General features: G+C 60.8%; 15 protein-coding genes and 1 pseudogene. 10 read left to right on the top strand and 6 right to left on the bottom strand.

Features of this window, described 5'->3' with window-relative positions; translation table 11 throughout:
- Nucleotides 1–93: 93 nt before the first annotated feature.
- Entirely contained in the window at nt 94–1,764 is a 1,671-nt protein-coding gene (locus LKK40_RS06050; protein ID WP_304309876.1) for a SpaH/EbpB family LPXTG-anchored major pilin, read from the top strand.
- A 304-nt stretch (nt 1,765–2,068) separates the two neighbouring features.
- Complete coding sequence (locus LKK40_RS06055; protein ID WP_304309877.1) at nt 2,069–3,061, top strand: class C sortase; 993 nt, start codon at nt 2,069–2,071, stop codon at nt 3,059–3,061.
- Between the two features lie 285 nt (nt 3,062–3,346).
- Here the strand turns inward: LKK40_RS06055 and LKK40_RS06060 are convergent, their stop codons facing one another.
- Nucleotides 3,347–3,511 carry a hypothetical protein gene (locus LKK40_RS06060; RefSeq protein ID WP_304309878.1) on the bottom strand — a complete coding sequence of 55 codons (165 nt, stop codon included), beginning with the start codon at nt 3,509–3,511 and terminating at the stop codon, nt 3,347–3,349.
- A gap of 871 nt (nt 3,512–4,382) precedes the next feature.
- On the bottom strand, nt 4,383–5,099 hold the full coding sequence (locus tag LKK40_RS06065) for an MIP/aquaporin family protein (RefSeq protein ID WP_304309879.1): 717 nt from the start codon (nt 5,097–5,099) through the stop codon (nt 4,383–4,385).
- 196 nt (nt 5,100–5,295) lie between these two features.
- Here LKK40_RS06065 and LKK40_RS06070 point away from each other — a divergent pair.
- The 4 genes and pseudogenes from LKK40_RS06070 to LKK40_RS06085 all read left to right on the top strand — a co-directional run.
- Nucleotides 5,296–5,502 (top strand): annotated as a pseudogene (locus tag LKK40_RS06070) (phasin family protein); the annotation flags it as partial.
- A 244-nt stretch (nt 5,503–5,746) separates the two neighbouring features.
- Nucleotides 5,747–7,423: an ABC1 kinase family protein gene (locus LKK40_RS06075; protein ID WP_304309935.1), complete on the top strand. Its 1,677-nt coding sequence runs from the start codon at nt 5,747–5,749 to the stop codon at nt 7,421–7,423.
- Between the two features lie 173 nt (nt 7,424–7,596).
- On the top strand, nt 7,597–8,688 hold the full coding sequence (locus LKK40_RS06080) for a glycerophosphodiester phosphodiesterase family protein (RefSeq protein WP_304309880.1): 1,092 nt from the start codon (nt 7,597–7,599) through the stop codon (nt 8,686–8,688).
- Between the two features lie 126 nt (nt 8,689–8,814).
- On the top strand, nt 8,815–9,612 hold the full coding sequence (locus LKK40_RS06085) for a nitroreductase family protein (RefSeq protein ID WP_304309881.1): 798 nt from the start codon (nt 8,815–8,817) through the stop codon (nt 9,610–9,612).
- Nucleotides 9,613–9,740: 128 nt separating this feature from the next.
- On the opposite strand, the gene upp is transcribed toward LKK40_RS06085, so the two are convergent.
- From upp to LKK40_RS06105, 4 genes are all read right to left on the bottom strand, one after another.
- Nucleotides 9,741–10,379 (bottom strand): uracil phosphoribosyltransferase, encoded by a 639-nt coding sequence (gene upp / locus LKK40_RS06090; protein ID WP_304309882.1) that lies wholly within the window; start codon nt 10,377–10,379, stop codon nt 9,741–9,743.
- Nucleotides 10,380–10,918: 539 nt separating this feature from the next.
- Nucleotides 10,919–11,731: a hypothetical protein gene (locus tag LKK40_RS06095; RefSeq protein WP_304309883.1), complete on the bottom strand. Its 813-nt coding sequence runs from the start codon at nt 11,729–11,731 to the stop codon at nt 10,919–10,921.
- A complete protein-coding gene (locus LKK40_RS06100; RefSeq protein WP_304309884.1) occupies nt 11,721–12,809 on the bottom strand; it encodes an NUDIX hydrolase in 1,089 nt (362 codons plus the stop codon). The genes LKK40_RS06095 and LKK40_RS06100 overlap by 11 nt, the downstream gene beginning before the upstream one ends.
- A 286-nt stretch (nt 12,810–13,095) precedes the next feature.
- Nucleotides 13,096–15,333: an RNA degradosome polyphosphate kinase gene (locus tag LKK40_RS06105; RefSeq protein ID WP_152581803.1), complete on the bottom strand. Its 2,238-nt coding sequence runs from the start codon at nt 15,331–15,333 to the stop codon at nt 13,096–13,098.
- A gap of 1,040 nt (nt 15,334–16,373) precedes the next feature.
- On the opposite strand from LKK40_RS06105, the gene LKK40_RS06110 reads away from it, so the two are divergent.
- From LKK40_RS06110 to LKK40_RS06125, 4 genes are read left to right on the top strand one after another with little or no spacing between them, the layout of a single operon-like run.
- The gene (locus tag LKK40_RS06110; RefSeq protein ID WP_304309885.1) at nt 16,374–17,198 is read left to right on the top strand and encodes a cobalamin biosynthesis protein CobQ; all 825 of its coding nucleotides are present in this window, start codon (nt 16,374–16,376) and stop codon (nt 17,196–17,198) included.
- 2 nt (nt 17,199–17,200) lie between these two features.
- A complete protein-coding gene (locus LKK40_RS06115; protein WP_304309886.1) occupies nt 17,201–18,214 on the top strand; it encodes a CpaF family protein in 1,014 nt (337 codons plus the stop codon).
- Between the two features lie 57 nt (nt 18,215–18,271).
- The gene (locus tag LKK40_RS06120; protein WP_304309887.1) at nt 18,272–19,048 is read left to right on the top strand and encodes a type II secretion system F family protein; all 777 of its coding nucleotides are present in this window, start codon (nt 18,272–18,274) and stop codon (nt 19,046–19,048) included.
- On the top strand, nt 19,045–19,611 hold the full coding sequence (locus tag LKK40_RS06125) for a type II secretion system F family protein (protein WP_304309888.1): 567 nt from the start codon (nt 19,045–19,047) through the stop codon (nt 19,609–19,611). The genes LKK40_RS06120 and LKK40_RS06125 overlap by 4 nt, the downstream gene beginning before the upstream one ends.
- The last annotated feature ends 147 nt before the right edge of the window (nt 19,612–19,758 follow it).

Below are 19,758 nucleotides of genomic sequence, written 5' to 3' on the forward strand. Positions count from 1 at the left end.
TTTGCAGCGGTAACACTTGCTGCATCGTCCGCTGCAATAACCACCAGGCGCCGCCATTTGGCGCGAAAAAGTTCAGAAAGGAACTCATAGAAGATGAACGCAAAAATCTCAATTGGCAGGAGAGTTGCTGCCGCTGTAGGCGCACTGGCCGTCGGCATTGCCGGCTTGGCTCTGGGTGCCACTGCGGCTAACGCCTCCGTCTCCGACATCGACGGAACCGCGCGAGGCTCCATCACCGTGCACAAGTACGCTGGCGATCCAAGTTCGACTCAGAACAAGGCTGGCTCCCGTGACGGGCGCAAGCTTTCCGATGCTGATGCTGCGAAGCTCGGCAAGACGCTTTCCGGTGTGCAGTTCACGCTGCAGGAAGTCCGGAATGCCGACGGCAGCCCGATCGACCTTTCCACCGCTGCAGGTTGGGCGCAGGCCAAGCAGGCACAGCAGGCCTTCCAAGCCGATGGAACGGTTCCCGGTTTCACTATCGTTGGCACTGATTCTGCCAACAACGGCACCGCAACAACCGATGCCAACGGCACCGCAACATTCCCCAACCTGGGGCTTCGCCTGTACTTGGTGTCCGAGGGCAACGACACCGGCAATAACAATATCCTGACGAAGGCCGCGCCGTTCCTGGTGACGGTTCCTTACCCGAGCAAGGGCAACAGCAACAACAACGGCACGGGTGACGACACGTGGATCTATGACGTGCACGCCTACCCGAAGAACGAGATTGCCGACAAGCCGGTCAAGTCCGTTGCCGATCCGGGAACCGGCGTCGCCGTTGGCGATACCGTCGACTGGACCATTAAGCTTCCGTTGAACAGCACCGGCGGTGCATATACCAAGGTGCAAATCAACGATCAGCTCGACCCGACGCTGAAATTCGACACCAAGAAGATGGATGTCTATCTCGGTGATAGTGTCGACCCGGCCAATGCCTTGGATCGCAAGGACAATATCTGCGCGCCTGAAGCTAACTTCCAAATGGGCGACTACTGCGCTCTGCCCAAGGGCGGCACTGAACTTGTCGGCCCCAACGTCAGCATCACGCTGAGCCCCACTGGCCTCGCCAAGCTCAACGCTGCCAATCCGAAGCCGAAGTATTTCATCGTCGTACTCCACACCACGGTCGCCTCGCTCAAGAACGGCGCCATCGGCCAGGTTCCGAACCAGGCGTCGACCGTCACCAACACTGGTTCCGGCGATGTCACGCAGAACACCAACGTCGTTGGCGTCAACTATGGCTCCATCAAGGTCACCAAGAAGGGTGCCGCGGCCGGTAACACCCTTGCTGGCGCTCAATTCGTGCTGTGCGCCGCCGACGTGAACAGCCAAGAAGGCGGCAACAAGCTGGTTGCCAAGACGCAAGACGGTACCCAGAGTGCCAAGGACTGCGATAACTCGAAGGTCTACACTACTGATTCTAACGGCAACTTCCAGATTGATGGCATCTGGGTCGGCATCACCGATGCGAACCAGAGCCTGGATCAGTACTCCCGCGACTACTTCCTGAAGGAGATCAAGGCTCCTGCAGGTTATGTGCTGCCTGACAACCCCTACACCATAGTGAATGTCAACCGCAACAACGCGAACTCCGCTGCGCTGCCGTACACCATCACAAACACTCAGAACCAAGGTTCGAACCTGCCGCTGACCGGTGCCGCTGGTACTGCGCTGCTCGTGGGTATGGGCGCGTTGCTGGTCATCGGTGGCGGTGCGAGCGCTGCAGTGGCTCGCAAGCGTCGCGCCGAAGCCAACCGCTGATTGGCTGATACTCCGTTGCGCTGCGGCCGTATGAGTCTGACTCGGCTGCAGCGGCCAGCGGATTAGCGTATCGGTGAATACGAACAGGCCGGCGAGAGGGGCATACCCGCTCGCCGGCCTTGTTCTGTGCTCGGGCAGCGTCGGTAACAGCTCCCTGCGTTTGCTCCGTGCATCGGTTTTTCGTCACACGCGCTTTTTGCCTCTGGGAATTGCCTCAGTCAGGGCCTATGCCGATGTGCAGGGGGCGCAGCCCCGATGACTGTAAAAGAAGTACTCATAAGAGAAATGTCCGTAAGAGAAGGATATGAAAGTGTTTTCGTCGAAGCGTCAATCGGGTCCTTCTCGTCATAATTCCCAGCGCAAAGTCCTCGCGGCTCATCTGCAAGCGGGGGCAAACGAGACCGTGCGACGGCGCTGGAAACTTTCGTTCTTGGCGCTGTTCACCGTGCTGCTCATCATTGCGGGAACGTCAGCCGCCTCATACCCGACCATTGCGAACTGGTTCTCCGAATATGCCTCATCCAAGGTGCTCAAGAACTACGTCAAGGAAGAGAAGCATGTAGTCCCTTCGTACGTAGAGCAATTGGCGCAGGCGCATGCCTACAATGATGCGCTCGACGCCGGGGCCATCGTGCTGAAGGCTGGGGATCGCAAGCCGAGCTCGAGTGGCGGCGAAAGCGGATCCGGCCTCGACTACGACAAGATGCTGTCTGCCGACGACGAGGGCACCATGGGGTGGCTGACGATTCCGAAGATCCATGTGAATCTGCCCATCTATCATGGCACCTCCGACGAAGTGCTGGAAAAGGGCGTGGGGCACTTGGAGGGAACTTCGCTGCCGGTCGGCGGCCCGAGCACCCGCGCCGTGCTGTCGGCGCACCGCGGACTGGCTAAGGCCACCCTGTTCACGCATCTCGACAAGGTCGGCGTCGGCGACCGGTTCACTGTCAACGTGCTTGGCGAAACAATGACGTACCAGGTAATCACCACCCAAGTGGTCGATCCCGACGACACCGAGGCGCTGCAAATAGAACGTGGAAAGGACCTGGTCACGCTGGTCACCTGCACGCCCTTGGGCATCAATACGTCCAGAATCCTCGTGACGGGCCAGCGTGTATATCCCACGCCCAAAGCCGACATCGCCGCTGCGAAACAAGCTCCCAGAATCCCGCCATTCCCGTGGTGGGCCGTGTGGATGTCCGCAACTGTCGTTGCCTCAGCCGTCTACGTATGGCGCATGGGATACGCGCCTTTGCCAGCTTCAGCGAAGAAGCACGAAGCCACTGGTCGAAGCTGAAGCTGATTCGCGGCCAAGCCTCCAGCTGGGCGTGTATGTAACCATAATGTGGCCGTGATCTCGCGAAGCGATGGATTGCCATTGCGAGGAGGGAGAGACCTCAAGCAACTTGATGCCGCATTCAGGAGGCTAAGGCACTGACCAGCTTGACTCTCGCCTGTAGTGCTCAAGCTTGGCTGTGTCTGGTCTCGACAAGGGTGCCGATAAGGATTATATGGCATCCCCTACTTCTTGTAGGTAGTGGTGCCGCCCCGGCCTTTGACGACCGGGACGGCTGTGGGGCCGCTAGCTGCGCTCCTTGCTGTGTGCTCGCATCGTGTAGCCGGTTATCGCCAGCATCACTGCATCAGCCACGGTGTTGTCCACCTTGGTCGACAGGACGATCACGAGGACCGCCATGAGCCACAGCATTGCCGAGCCGCTGTGCGGCTCCTCTTCTAACTTGCGCATATCTGCGCCCTTCTATTATTGCCGCGCCACGATGACGCGGCGCGTCGTCCGACGGTTGCCGGACGGTCGGTGCCTGTCCCTTCTAGAGGATTTCGCTCGACGTGTTCCAGAGTATCGGTTATGATGGAGATGCTGGACACGGCACTTCTAGGCGTTCCCTACACTCTCGGCAGGCGCTAAGAACTTTCAGGGGACGTTGCCAAATCCGGTGGGATGGCTTCTAACTCCATCCCCTATTATTGCCGCAGGGCCCTCGAACTGTTAAGGTTTGGGGGCCTTACGCTACGGCATCGCATTCGGCCACATCATCAGATCGATGCGCACTATGGTGGCCCGGCTTTGCGTAGTGCGCACAAAACGCACATTTCGTGTTATATCGTCATGAAGGCTAATCGTTGAAATTCCAACATTCCCGTACCAGAAAGCTACCATGCGCAGTGTTCGTTTCGCCCGTACTACGCCAACGGGGATCGCAGTAGTGCGAGCCGCACCTCTGTATCTCTTGGACCACCGGCTTCGACGCCGCCTGGGTCTTAAGCAAGGGTGATGGCAATCGCAACAAGAGGCAGACTTTCCCTGAAGTTGTCCCGCAGCGAGGGCAAGGGCTCCTTTGGTGCAGAAAATTGCAGAATTACACTATTCTTTCGTGCATATTTTTGCATAAAATACTACTTTACTCGTGCACATTTTTGCAGAAAACAGTGCTCTACTCGTGCGGAAAAGTGTTAAGGGGTGATGTCGGTCATATCGCCATGCAGAAACCCACGTAGCTATAGGCGAGGGGCCTGTGCGCAGCGTGATTCATATTCACGTTGCGCACAGGCCCCTCGTTGATGATTAGGAGCAATCAGGCAGAAGCCAAATGCTCGTCTCAGTCCTTCTTGTCGAGGTAGACCGGCGCGAGCACATAGCGGTGCACGAGCGCGCCCAGGGCAGAGCCGACGAGCGGGGCCACGATGAAGAGCCAGACCTGCGAGAGCGCCTCGCCGCCGGTGAGAAGCGCCGGAGCGAAGGAACGGGCCGGGTTCACGCCGACGCCGGTGAAGGGCAGGCCGATGAGGATGAGCCCGGAAAGCGTCAGGCCGATGACCACGCCGGCGACCGAGGAGAACTCGGGCTTCGCGGTGACGCCGAGCACGACGAGCATGAAGAAGAAGGTCAGCACGGTTTCGATGAGGAAGGCCGCACCCACGCCGGTATTCAGCGCCGAAAGATCGCCATAGCCGTTGGCACCGAGCGATTTGTTGGAGCCGGTGAAGGCGACCAGCAGACCGGAGCCGGCCAGTGCGCCGAGCACCTGCGCCACGATGTAGCCGACGAAGTCGGTGACGCTCAGACGACCGTCGATGAGCATGCCGAGGGTGAGCGCGGGGTTGAGCACAGCGCCGGAGACGTTGCCGATGGAGTAGGCGGCGATGATGATTGAGATGCCGAACGCCAGAGCGATGACCAGGGTGCTCAGTGCCAGCGGCGAGCCTTTGAGGCCGGTCGCGCCGGTGAGCGTGGTGGAGCCGGCGACCGCGCCGGTGCCGATGAGCACGAGAATCGCCGTGCCGATGAATTCAGCTACGTATTTACGCAGATTCATATGAATATTCCTTCTTCTTGACATTGCTGCAAGTGCATCCACTTGCAATTCGACACAAGCTTACTTCACCGTTGCCGAAAATCCACGGAGCGGGGTGCTTCGCGGACCGAAAAACCGAGAATTGAGAGGCAATTCACATAAGGTTCGTGATGTAGAGTGAAAGCACGATACGCGATACCTTTGAAGGAGGTACATCATGGCTAACTTTGATTTCGGTGACGGCTTGCGCAAGGTGTTTCTTGCCGGCGTAGGCGCTCTGGCGACTACGGTCGAGAAGAGCCAGGAGATCGTCGATGATCTGGTCAAGAAGGGCGAGATCACCGTCGAACAGGGCAAGGCTCTCAATACCGAGCTCAAGCGCAAGGCCAGCGAGGCCAGGGAAGAGGCTAAGTCCAAAAGCGCTTCCGAGGATACGGCCGAGTAGCGTTAGGCGAATAGCGGTGGCACCGGCGCGGATAGCGTCGGTTGCTTCATGATGCGTGCGCGCATGTGCGTTCATATGTGTGCATATGTGTACCGCTTGAGCCGGTGCGCCGCGAAGGGTGGGTGAATCAGTGAGTCAGCAAGGCAAGGGGTCCGCCGTCGAGCATGCCGTAGACAATGATGAGGATGCACGGCAGACTGCGCCTGCGCCTTCGCATGGCCCGATGGTGTCGTCCATCGATGACGAGGACGACACCATCGGCCTGTTCGGGCGGCGTAAGGATTCCTTCGCTCAGCGCTACCATCTCACCCGCCGCGGCAAGGTGAAGCGGCTCGGGCAGATCGCCGCCATCGCACGCCAATTTGATGTGATGCATGGCTTGACCCCGGTCAGGCTGCGGCTCATGCTGGAGGCGCTCGGCCCCACCTTCGTCAAAGTCGGGCAGATGCTCTCGATGCGCTCCGAGATTCTGCCGCAGCCCTTCTGCGACGAGCTGGCGAAGCTGCGCGCCAACGCCGACCCGATGCCGTATCTCACCGTCCTGGAGACGCTGACACGCGAATACGGCCGACCGGTTGAGGAGATATTCGATCATATCGACACCACGCCGCTCGGCTCGGCCTCGCTGGCGCAGGTCCATCGCGCCACGCTGGTCAGCGGCGAGGACATAGCCGTGAAGGTGCAGCGTCCCGGCGTGCGCGAGACGATGGCGCAGGACGTGTCCATCATGCGTTCGATCGCCCGGCTGGCGACCAGAGTGGTGCCCAGCGCGCAGGTTGTCGACTTGCGCGGGGTCGTCGAAGAGCTGTGGGACACCTTCGAATCGGAGACCGATTTCCTGCTTGAGGCCAGGAATCTCAGTGAGTTCAACCGGTTCTGCGCTCCATATCGCTATATGGACTGCCCGAAACCGTATATGGATCTGTGCAGCGAGCATGTGGTCGTCATGGACTATGTGGAGGGCATCGCGCTGTCCCATCCGGATCAGCTGGCCGAGGCGGGCTACGACCTCAAGGAGATCGGCACCAAGCTCGTCGACAATTTCGCCGCGCAGATGCTCGATGAGGGCTTCTTCCATGCGGATCCGCACCCGGGCAACATCCTCGTCTCGCAAGGAAGCATCGTGCTTATCGACCTCGGGATGGTCGGCAGGCTCAACCAGAAGACCCGCGCGGTGCTGCGCGATATGATCTTCGCCGTCGGATCCCAGGATTCGCCGGCATTGGCTGACGGTCTGCTGCGCTTCGCCGGGACTCAGGCCGACCCGGAGGATTACGCGGCGCTGCTGTCCGATCTCGATGTGATCGTCAAGGAATTCGGCACGGTGGATCTTGCCGATCTCAACATCGCGGATTTTCTTGGCGCGCTCACCCAGATGGCCCAGCGCCACGACATCGAGCTGCCCAGTTCAATCACCACGGTGGGCCGTGCGCTGGTCACGCTCGAAGGCATGCTTGACGAGTTCATCCCGGATGTGAATATGATTCAGATCATCTCGAACCATATCGCCTCAAGCAAAACGGTGTCCGTCGTAGGCAAGGACGAACTCAAAACCTTGGGGCTGGAAGGCCACCAGGCCCTGCACGGCGTGCTCGGCGCGCTGGCGGAGAGCAAGGTCGCCATGCATATGCTCACGCGCGGCCAGCTGCGCGTCAACATGCAGCTCGTCGGTTCGCAGGAGCCCTTCGCCATGCTTTCCGACATGGTCAACCGCCTGACGATGGCCCTGATCGTGGTCGGTCTGTTCGTCGGCTCCTCGATTGTCTACTTCGCCGGCATGAAGCCAATCGTCTTCGGCATCCCCGTGGTCGGATTCATGGGCTACGTGGTCGCCTTCGTCCTGTCCGTGTGGATCGTCTTCGACATCTACTTCAAGGGCCGGCGCAAGAAGAAACGGTAGGAGGCATTGTTTTTGCAGCATCAGGTTGACGTAACGGCTGCAGGTTGTTTGGCGGCGATAATTGATTCAACGCCAACGAATCCAACGCCAAGCAGACTCAAATAACAGACTCAACACCAATCGATTTGACTAACGGATTCGACCAACGGATTCAACCAATGAAAGGGACGCTCATGGCATCCAAAGGATTTCTTTCACGCGTGATGGTAGGCGGTGCACTCGCCGCCGGGGGAGCGCTCTGGGCTTTGGCTCCGCGCTTGGCACATGAGCGCAAGGGCCGCGGAGTTCGGGAGGTGCCCGATGTGCTTTACGCTCACCGGGGCCTGCACGATGCCGGTTCAGGGCTGACCGAGGATTATGCGGCGAGCAGCGGCGAATACGTCGCCTTGGCGCGGCGCACGGCCCTGCAGGCGGGGTACGGCACGGCTGATTTCCTCGGCCCCATTGCCCCGGAGAATTCGATGGCGGCGTTCGCTGCGGCCTGCGAGGCGGGGTATGGCATCGAGCTGGATATTCAGCTCACAGCGGATGGGCAGGTTGTGGTCGTGCATGATGCCGATCTGCTGCGCGTCGCCGGAGACCCGCGCCGCGTCGAGAATCTGAGCTATGAGGAGCTTTCGCGCATCGCGCTGTTCCCTGCGCCTGCGAAGCCAGGGGACTCGAAGGCTTATACGGGTTTGGATGAGGATGGTGATTCCGTTGCCGGCGATTCCGATGCTGCTGACAGCGTGGAAAGCGCGGAAGACGTGGAAGTCGCGGAAACAATGGCTCCGCAAGGCTACTATCAGCACGTTCCGTTGTTCGCCGACGTGCTCAGACTGGTCGATGGCCGAGTGCCGCTGATCGTGGAATACAAGTTCGACACGATGACTTGGGACGCGAGCTGCACCGAGCTGATGGAGCAGGGCGACGCGCTGCTGCGGGACTACGAGGGGCCGTATGTGGTCGAATCCTTCATGCCGCAGGCGATGGGCTGGTACAAGAAGAACCACCCCGAGATATGCCGTGGCCAATTGGCCGTGGAAGCCCAGTTCGACAGCGCGCAGCCGCAGCAATGGGCGGCAGGCAAGCTGCTTGGGGACTGGATTTCGCGGCCCGATTTCATCGCCTACGACTGGAACGGCGGCGAGGGACTTCACGTCCAGACCGCGCGTGCGCTGGGCGCGGCGGCCGTCTCGTGGACGGTGCGCAGCCAGGAGGAGCTGGAACGCAGCGGCGAATGGTTCGACAGGCACATCTTCGAGGCCTTCGTACCGAGGCAGTGAGGCGATTTGGCGGGGTGTGTGTTGCTGGATTCAGCGACGCTGGGCTTACCGTTGCGGCATCACAGACGGAATATATGACCATATCAGTTACGAAAATATCAGTTACGAAAACAAACAAGGAGCAGCATGTCTGATATCTCTTCAGCAGGCGAGGGGCGCGAGACTCCCGAAACCGTCGAGATTCTGCAGCAGCGCAGAACCATTCGCAAGTTCGTCGATAAGCCGATCGAGCCTGATGTCGTCGATGCCATCGAGCAGGCGGCCAGACAGACGGCGACCAGCGAATCGCTGAGCGCATGGTCGGTTGTGCGCGTCAAGGATCCGGAGACACGAGCGGAGATCGCACGCATCTGCGGCCATGCGCGCATCGCCCGCGCCCCGTTGCTGTACGTGTTTCTTGTCGATCAGCATCGCAATCTGCGCATCGCGCAGGAGCTGGGCGTGGACCCCGACGGCGCGAGTCTGCGGTCGTCCAACATCTTCCTTCAGGGCTATGCCGACGCTGTGCTGGCGGTGCATGCCACCGAAACGGCTGCGGAATCATACGGTCTGGGAGCGGTGATTCTTGGGTCGGTGCATAACGACATCCCGCGCATTGTCGAGCTGCTGCACCTGCCCAAGAACGTATTCCCCGTACTGGGATTAGGACTTGGCTATCCGGCGAAGGTTCCCGAGCTCAAGCCTCGGCCGCCGAAGGAGTACCAGTACTTTGACGACGTATACCCCGATGACGCGCAGACGCCGAGCATGGTCAAGGCGCTTTCGCAGTACGACGAGGACGTGCACGACTACTACGAGCGCCGCAATCCTGACAATCCTCTGCAGGGCTTCACAAGCTATGTCGCCGCGCTGGCGCAGTCCAAGCTCGTGGAGCAGGGCCATATATTCCAGTCGATTGCAGATCAGGGATTCAGAATCGACTAATGCTGAGCTTTTAGCTGGAATCAGCAGCCGCTAAAGGCAGCTCTGTCTTGTTTATGACAGTTATCGGTGATAACTGTCATAAACAAGACAGAGCTGTAATTCGTTCTGGCTCTTACACCGAAAGCGTGCTAGTCGATCAGCCCGTAGAGCCGGTCGCCGGCATCGCCCAGACCGGGCACGATGTAGGCCTGCTCGTTGAGCTTCTCGTCGACCGCGCAGACGACGACTTTGAAGTCGATGCTCGGGTCGATGGCCTCTTCAAGCTTCTTGAGGCCTTCGGGCGCGGCGATGATATTGATGGCGGTGATGTCCTTCGCGCCGCGCTCGGCCAGATAATGCGTGGCGGCGACGAGCGTGCCGCCGGTGGCGAGCATCGGGTCGAGCAGGAAGCACTGGCGGCCGGTGAGGTCCTCGGGCAGCCGGTTTGCGTAGGTGATGATGTCAAGCGTGCTTTCGTCGCGCTTCATGCCGAGGAAGCCCACTTCGGCGGTCGGCAGGAGCCTGGTCATGCCGTCGAGCATGCCCAATCCGGCGCGCAGCACCGGCACCACCATCGGGCGCGGGGAGGCGAGATGCTTGCCGACCATCGGCGCGATCGGCGTCTCGATTTCGCGGTCGACAACGTCCAGATTGCGCGTGGCCTCGTAGGCTTCGAGGGTGACGAGTTCGGAGACGAGCTCGCGGAAGATGTTGGAGGGGGTGTTCTTGTCCCGCAGCACGGTCATCTTGTGATCGACGAGGGGATGATTCAAAACGTGAAGTTGCATACCTCTAGAGTAGCCCTTTGCGCTATGCGGCAGCGTCAAAGATTTCAGGGCCGTGTCGCAGGCGATTTCGGCGGTCGTTGTCGGAAACTGTACGGGCGGGTTATAGGTTATGCAGCGTGGCCGCTGAACATAAGAGGCCACGCGTGGGGTGCTGCGTTGCTCGGTGCCTGAAAAAAGAGTAGAACGCTGAACCGCGAAAGCGCCTGTCGGCGCAAACGCCGCTCTCGGCGGCAACAAATGGAGCCCGGGGCTTAAGCACGGTTCAGCGCGAATTCCCAGTATAACCGCTCGCCGTATCCGACATGCTGAGCCGTTAAGCAGACAGCGCAGTGCGCTGTCTGTAGGCGAGGTGAGGCCCCGCCGAGGGTCCGAAGAACGGTGCCCTACATGGCACCGTTGCTGTAAAGGAATCGATATACACAAGTTGGGGGATAGCAAAGTCGAGTGGCGGAATTTCAAGCTTCTGATTTGCTATCGACCGACTTGTGTATGGCATTCCGGGCGTGTCGCGCACGAGATGCGCCATCGCCCGGCTTAGGCTACTCCAATTTGCCCTGTCGCCACAGCTTGGCTCCATGAAGGAAGTCGCTCGATGTGGCCGTGAGATTGCCCGCCATATGCATGAGGCGCGCGGCGGCTGTCTGTGGATCGCGAGCGGCCTTGCGGCTGGCGGCGTTGGATCGAGCGTCGCCCGAATGCGAGATGGAACCCGCGTCCGGGCCTGATTCGGTCGTGGCCGAGCCTGGCGTTGCAGCGCCGTGGTGCGCCACGCGCTTCGCCTCAACGCGCAAGCCTGCTGCGGTCACATCGGTGAAGGCGGCCGCGCGTTCGAGTGCCACGGCAAAGTCGCCGGTGAACGCGCCCGAAAGAATCGAGTCGGCTGTGCGAGCGATATCATCGGCGCTGGGTGCCTGATCGATGCCGGCCACGGCTGAGGCCGACGTGGCCACGGGCTCGCCCATGCGCCACAGCTGCGAAACCGACTCCTGATTGCGATTCATCCAGGTGCGCAGCATGTAGAGCCGCCAGAGCATGCCCGGCAGGGAGTCGGGCTGCGAACGGCTCCACAGCTCGGCGATGATGTCCACGCCTTCGGTGTCGACGATGGTGAGCACGCGCCGCACGATTTCAGGGTCTTCGCTGTGATGCACGCGGTCGAGCAGCGCGGCTGCCGAGACATGACTCATCTCGTCGATCTCCTGCGGGTCCGCGCCTCCGGAAAGGCCTTCGACAATGGCCGGGTCGACCTGCGCAGGTCGCGCGGGGCGAGACGACCCAGTGCCCGATGCGATGAATCCCTCGCGGCTCGAGCGAACCGAGCCGGAGCCGTACCGTGAAGCGCTAGTAGACAAGTGGTGCCAGCCTTTGGATGTCGATGATGCGCGGCCCTTCATCGCTCTGCACGATGAACAGCGCTACAGCGTTGCCGGTCGGCATGTACGGCGACGAGGCGATCAGCTGCTTGGACAATGATTTCGATACGCATATGCTACGCAGATGCTCGAAGATTCCGCCGATAACGGGACGATGCATGCACACGGCGGTTGTGGAATGGGCGTTCATGGAGTGCGTGATCTCCTCTTCGAAGCGCTCCCATGAACCTTCCGGATTCTCGGCGAAAGCATCCTCCGTCAGCTCGTCAGCCGGCACCATCGACAGGCCGGTCTGCCATGAGAACACTTCGATGGTCTCCAGGCAGCGCACCCACGGCGAGGTGACCAGCCGAGAGGGGGCATAGCAGGCGAGCTCGCGGTTGAGCGCATACGCAGTAGCCGCCCCTTTCGGGGTGATCGGTCGGTTAGCGTCACTGCCCTTCCACTGCTTGCGTGCCTCCGCCTTGCCGTGGCGCACGATAAGCAGGGTCTGGCTGTGCTCGGCGCCCTCTTCCACGTAGTCAACGAACAGATCGAGGATGTCGCGGTCCTGGGCATGTGACAGCAGCCGGCGGGCACGGCGCACGCTCACCCAGACGACGTTGTCGATCTCATCGACGTCTGCCGGAGTCACCGGTCCGAGTGCCGGCGCGCGCATTGCGGCCTCATGCTCATCGATGGGCCGCGCCATCCAGAACACGACATGCTTGGTGACGCCGCCCTTGGCTTTCGGTCGTTTGCCCTTCTTGCCCTCCGAACCCAGCGGATACTCGATTTCGCCCAGCCGAGGACCGAGCGCCACATGCACCCCTGTTTCCTCGCCGATTTCGCGCACTGCCGCGTGACGATGCGATTCGTTGAGTTCCAACTTGCCCTTGGGCCAGCTCCAATCGTCGTATTTGGGGCGGTGCACTACGCACAGTTCAAGGCCGTCAACCGCTGAAGGATGCGCCGGATCGGGGGCAGGGCCCTCGTCGTCCGTATCCTGCGTGATATCGTCATCGGACCGCCGCCGATACACAATGCCGCCTGCCGCCTCGACCATCATGCTGCTCATTATCTGCCCCTTCCGTAGCTGTGTTCGCATTCGCACCCAGTGTAGTGCCAAGGTATATTCCTGTGGCACAGTATTTCCACGACACAATGTTTTCATGGCATAGTATTTTTGGCACAGCGTTTCCTCGGCATAGCATTTCCATAGCACAGCGTCTTCATGCCATAATACGACGCAAGAGCGCCGGTACGGGGTGCAGCGATATTGAATCGCCCGCCCCGTACCGGCGCTCAAGCCGTGTCAGCTATGCAGACCAGTGTGGCCTATAGCATCTGACGGACTGACCGGCTCAGTTCGCCCTGTGGTGATGATGCTGGTGCGTGCGAATCAGGTATTCCTGGCAATCGACTAAGGGCCTGTTCTCCTCGTCGCGCGAATGCCTGATATAGGCACCGTCCGGCTGCATATGCCACGAAACCGTGGAATCGGCCATCTGCAAGTCGACGTAATGAATCAGCTCCTCTACCTGATCGGGCTCGCTGATGCGAATCAGCGCCTCGACGCGGCGGTCGAGGTTGCGGTGCATCAGGTCGGCGGAGCCTATCCACACTTCGGGACCGGCGACCGGGCCTTCGCCGATCTGCGGGCCTTCGGCGTTTGCGAAGGCGTAGATGCGGCTGTGTTCGAGGAAGCGCCCGAGAATTGAGCGGACGCGGATATTTTCGCTCAGGCCTGGCACGCCGGGCTTAAGCGCGCACATGCCGCGTTCGACGATGTCGATTTTCACGCCTGCCTGGCTCGCGCGGTATAGCGCGTCGATGGTCTTCTCATCCACCACCGAGTTGACCTTGATCCTGATCCACGCTTCCTTGCCGGCGCGCGCGGCGTCTTCCTCGCGGCGGATGCGCTGAATCAGCCCAGTGCGCACGGTGCGCGGCGCGACGAGCAGCCGATGGAAGCTCGACTTCGGCGCGTAGCCCGAAAGCTGGTTGAACAGGCGCGTGAGATCCTGCCCCACCACCGGATCGCAGGTCAGCAGGCCCAGATCCGTGTAGATTCTGGCGGTCTTGGGGTTGTAGTTGCCGGTTCCCACATGGCAGTAGCGCTTGAGGCCATCGTTCTCCTGGCGCACCACGAGCGAAAGCTTGCAGTGGGTCTTGAGGCCAACGATGCCGTAGACCACGTGCACGCCGGCGCGTTCGAGCTTGCGCGCCCACGCGATGTTGGCATCCTCGTCGAAGCGCGCCTTGATTTCCACCAAGGCCAGCACCTGCTTGCCGGCATGGGCGGCATCGACCAGCGCGTCGATGATCGGCGAGTTGCTTGACGTGCGGTACAGCGTCTGCTTGATAGCCAGCACCTTGGGGTCGGCCGCTGCCTGCGCGAGGAAGGCCTGCACTGAGGTCGAGAAGGAGTCGTAGGGGTGGTGCAGCAGGATGTCGTGGCTGCGGATGGCCGCGAAGATGTCCTGCGCCCGGCTTGACTCGACCTCGGCGATCTGCCGGTTGGTAATCGGTATGAAAGTGCGGTATTTGAGATCCGGCCGGTCCAGGCGCTGCAGCTCGAAGAGCACGGTCATGTCAAGCGGCGACGGCAGGCGGTAGACCTCATCATCGCCCACGCCGAGCTGGCTGGCCAGCAGCTGGGAGAGGAAGGGACTGGTCACGTCCGAAATCTCGAGCCTGATGGGCGGCCCGAAGCGACGGCGCAGCAGTTCCTTCTCCATTGCGTTGAGCAGGTTCTCGGCGTCATCCTCTTCGACGTCGATGTCCTCGTTGCGCGTGACGCGGAAGGAGCGAGCCTCCTTGATGATCATGCCGGGGAAGAGTGATTCGAGGTGCGCGATGATGAGATTCTCCATCGTGATGAAGCCGAAGCGCTCTTCGCGGCTCTCCTCATCGGTCAGGTCGTCGACCTGCACGAGGCGGCTGAGGTTGTCGGGGATCTTGACGCGGGCGAAATGCGATTTGCCCGAGGACGGATTCTCGACGAGGACCGCAAGGTTGAGCGAGCCGCCGGAAATATAGGGGAAGGGGTGGGCGGGGTCGACCGCCAGCGGCGTGAGCACGGGGAAGACCTGCTGACGGTAATAGTGCGAAAGCCGCTCCTGCTCCGAGGTCTTGAGCCGGTCCCAGCTCAGCAGCACGATGTGCTCGCGCTCCAGCGCCGGCACGATGCTGTCGAGCACCGTGCGCGCATGCTCGTTTTGGAGCCGATGCGCCTCTTCGTTGATCGCACGCAGCTGCTGGCGCGGGCTCAGGCCTGAGGCCGCCGTGACCGCAATGCCTGAATCGATGCGGCGCTTGAGACCTGCGACGCGAACCATGAAGAACTCGTCGAGATTCGAAGCGAATATAGCGGCGAAATTAGCCCGCTCAAGCGCCGGCTGGTCTTCGTCCTGCGCCAGTTCGAGCACGCGCTGGTTGAATTTGAGCCAGCTAAGCTCTCTGTCGAAGAACCGGTCCGTAGGCAACGGTGCCTCGCCGGTCTGCTGTTCGCGCTTGTCGGTTTTGTCCGTTTCAGCGATGTGCTCAGCGATCTGGCTGCGCAGTATCGCCTTGGAAGGTGCGTCAAAAATCTGTGCCATGCTCCTACTGTAGGCGGCGGCACGAATTTTGGAAGGCGGATGTGGCAGAATTCGTGCGGTGTTTACAAAAAATTGAATTAGGCGTGTCGGTCTTGGTGTCTGGGAGGTGTTCAGGGGGTGTGGTCGCGTTGGATTTTTGGGTACGGTGCGGTAGCCGATTCGGCCCTGATCGGGCGATGCGGTGGAGTGGCACGGGGAATTGCACGCCGACACGCCGCAGCATGACGCAAGCGCACAAAAGCAAACATCACAAGGATTTTTCGGCACAGTTCAGCGCAAGTAAAGTGCATTCTCCGGCGAGAATGAACACTTTGGAAAATAAGCGCACAAAGTCATGTGCTGGCTTGCGTTCGGAGGTGAATAGGGCATAATAGCAACTACAAGGAAAACTAAAGAGCAGAAGCCCACAAAAAGTGTATGGCCACGATGGCTGTTACGTTGGACGGGCAATGGAAAGACTTACCGTTACAACGATGATGTTGTGTTGCGATTCTGCTTAAGGTTTGACTTGGGGAGGAGACCCACTTCGGTGGGTCTCCTCTTTTCATGTTTCAGGGCTTTCATGCGCGGCGGTGGGGATGCGCGGTTATCGGGGGTTATCGGCTAACTGGCACAAATACGCCGCTGACTGCCTGTTAGTGGCCTATTCTCGCCAGTTATATGGGCTATAACTCGCTATTGGCACAAAACGTTCGCTGACACGCAGTCAGTGTCGTATTCCTGCCAGTAGCCCATGTTCGGGGTCCTTGCGGATACTCACGAAACGCCCGGAATGTGGATAACTCGAAGCGTTCGACCACAGTGGTCTGTTTGGGTTGCGAGCGAATGTGCCGACGTATTTCAATCGAGGTATGGATAGGACTCGCAGCGCGGCATCGCCGCCACAACGTTTTTACACTCCCTCAGCGGAGCGTCACGCAATTGCTGGGCGCGGACGGGGGACGTCGCCTCGCCACGGCAGCGCGCCGCCGAATGCACGCGCTTCGCCGCAGGGCTTCCCCAGTGCGTCTGGCTCACACGGCTCACATGGCGGTGTCAACATGGACGCGGGCACGGGCGCTGACGCAGCAGATTTCGGCGGCAATGTCGTCGTGCTGACTTCGCCCAGTGGCGGCATCGGGCTGAGCGTACTGGCGGCGATGCTGGCATGGGAGCTGCACTCGCGCGAACTGAGCGGGGCGTTGGTCGATGCGGATTTTCGCGCTGGCGGGCTTGACGTTCTGCTGGGTCTCGAAAACGAGGAGGGTCTGCGGTTCGGCGGTCTTGATGCCCCGCTTGGCCGCATCGAAGGCGAGGCTTTGAGCCGTCGGCTGCCGCAATGGGAGGGCATAGGCGTGCTTGCCTTCGACCCGTGGGACGGCGATGCTCCCGATTGGTGGGAGATTCAGGCGGCCATTCGCGCTCTTGCCGAGGCGAATGATGTGGTCGTGGTGGACGCTGCCGATGGTGGTGCGCTCGATACGGTTCCTGGGCTGTCTGGTTCGAGGCAAATCGTCGCGATAGAGCTTTCCGTGCTAGGCGTGGCCCGAGCCAAGGCCCATATGGCTCGGCTTGCAGCGCGTGGTGGCGTTGCAGCGGGCGATGGCGTCAGCGCAGGCAAATCAGGCGGAACGAGCGAGTCGGGCAGCGCGCTTGCCGTAGTCGGGATTCGGCCGCGCGGCGTGCGAGGCAATGCTGGGTGCCTGAACGTGCAGGAGGCGTCGGATTATCTCTCATGTGAAGTCATTGGCCCGCTTCGCTTCGATCGCAAGCTGCAGCGCGATCTGCTGGAAGGCCTTGGCATCCGCAGAATCGGCGCAGGCAGTGCATCATGCGTGTGCCAAGTGGCCGATCAGGTCGAAGCCTGGATGAAGGAGGAGAGGTAACAATGACGAGTCTGGCGTTTGGCCCGCTGGAATATCTGGTGCATGATGCCGCACTGACCGATGTGGCGGTGACCTGCGATGGGCGAGTGTGGGCCGATTATGGCAAGGGCATGGTGCGGGAACACCCTCGTATACCGTTTCGCTCGCCGGAAGTGATACGGGAGTATGCGGTGCAATTGTGCGCGCAACTCGGTCGGCGTCTTGATGATGCCTGCCCGATAGCGGATGCTTCCAGCGTCGAAGGAGTGCGCATTCATGCGGTGATCGCTCCGGTAGTGCCCCAGGGGGCGGCCATCTCCATCCGTTTCCCAAGGCAAGAACGATTCGATCTGCGACAGTTGCACGAACGCGGCTTGTTCCCAGCCTCCTGGATGAGCACGCTGCGCGGATTGGTGCGCGGCCGTGCCAACATGCTCATCACTGGCGGCACGGGAGCGGGAAAAACCACGCTGCTGAAGGCTCTGCTCGGCGGATGCGATTCCGGGGATCGCATCGTCAGCGTGGAGGAGGTGCGAGAACTGGGAACGCTGGGGCGCGGCGATCATGTATCGCTGATGTCGAGGGAGGCGAATGTCGAAGGCGCTGGGGCGGTAGGGCTGACGGAGCTGGTCAAGGCCACGCTGCGCATGCGGCCGGATCGTATCATTCTCGGGGAATGCCGAGGAGCCGAGATTGCGGACCTGCTACGCGCCCTGAATTCCGGGCATCGGGGCGGCATGGTGACGCTGCATGCGGATGGCGTTGGCCGAGTGCCGTCACGGCTGGTTTCCCTGGGGCTGCTCGCGGGCCTTGAGCCCGCTGCGCTGTCGATGCTTGCGCAGGACGCCTTCGATGCAGTGCTGCACCTCGAACGCTCGAAACAGGGACGGCATATCGCGCAGATCGGTGATCTCCACGTCGCACAGGGAGCGCTTGCAGGCCGGACAATAGCACGCTGGAATGGCCGCGAGGTTCCGTCGTATACGCCTGAATGGGAGGCGTTCTCAGCGCAATGGGCCAAGAATGCCGCAGCATAACGGACTCGCCTATAGGGCGATGGGCAGGCAAGGTTCGGACGCCCGAAAGGAGCGCATATGATATGGACCGCATGGGCTGGCGCAGGATGCATCATGGTGGCGGCATGGCTGTTTGCGCATGGGAACCACAGTGCACGGGAGCGGCTGAGCGATTTGGATTACCGTTGGAGCCATCCCAGCACCCGGCAGGAGGATACATTGCGTATTGGCCTTGCTGCGGCGCTCGCTTCGATGCATGCGCGCGTGCGGTCGGGAAGCTCGCTGCGTCAGTCGCTGCAGTTGTCAGCGGCCCCGGGTGAGGCAACATTAGCTGGGGCGGCGTCGGCTGGGGCAGTATCGTCTGAAAAGTGGATGAATGGCATGGCTGGAGTGGTTTCCACTGGTTTGGATTACGAGGGGCTGCGGCGGATGCTGCGTGCGCGGGCCTTCGCAACAGAATCAGATTCGCAGGTGGACAGCACCGCAGCCGAGCTGCAGCTGGCATATCATCTCAGCGAACGGCTGGGATGCGAGGCTGCGCGCTCCATACAGGCGGTCGCGCAATCGCACCGTCATGCGCGGATGGTGCAGGGCTTGCGCGACAACGCCTTTGCGATGCCTCAGGCTACGATCAAGCTGCTTTCCGCACTCCCTTTCGTCACCCTGATATTGGGCGAAGTGCTTGGGGCTGATCCCATCGGATTCCTGTTTGGTTCGGCGGGAGGCATAGCGTGCCTGCTGATCGGCATGCTGTCGTATATGGCCGGAATGCTGTGGGTGCGCGCTATGCTACGTTCCTTCGTCCAGCCTTCGGACGCCCATCCTGTGCGCGACTCCAAGGAGAAGCGCCCATGATTTCGGCAATCTCGGCGATGCTGTCCGCACTTTGCGCTGCGGTAAGCACCACATTGTGCGTCGCACTAGGAAACTATCGAATCAGCCGTGCCCTGCCGGGTCCCCGGCGGCATAGTGAAGCGGCCAGACCATTGCCGTCCGATACCTTGCTGCTGTCGATGATTGCCGTGGCGATGCATCGTGGCGCGTCATTGCCGCGAGCGCTCGAAGCGGTGGGCGAAAGCGCCGGGCATGATTTCGGCGCACTGCTCGCTGGCACCGCCCGTTTGCTCAACGAGGGATATCCTTGGCAGGATGCGTGGAGCCGAGCGCTGTCCGACGGGGCGTATGGCGCGACGATGATGCTGGTACACGATGCGCTCGAAGATTCGTGGGTTCACGGGGCTTCTCCCACGGAGCGGCTTGAGGCGACCATCACGCAGGTGGATGAGGACGAGCGCTCGCGCATCGAGCAGGGCGCTTCACGGCTTTCGATACGGCTGCTGGTGCCAACCGGGCTGTGCTTTCTTCCCGCTTTCCTGTTCATCGGCGTGATTCCGGCGATAGCGTCCTTTGCTTCGTGACGCTTTGTGGTTCCTTGTGGTGCATCAGGACGCGTTGCGACGCTTTCTGCGGTCGCTTGTTGCCGTCTGGCTGCCCGTTATCTGCGGCCCAATGCGGAGGAATGCGATGCAAATAGACGAAGGCGCAAACAGGCGATGTGGATAGCC

Source organism: Bifidobacterium tibiigranuli (assembly GCF_022655035.1).
GTDB classification, from domain to species: Bacteria; Actinomycetota; Actinomycetes; order Actinomycetales; family Bifidobacteriaceae; genus Bifidobacterium; species Bifidobacterium tibiigranuli_A.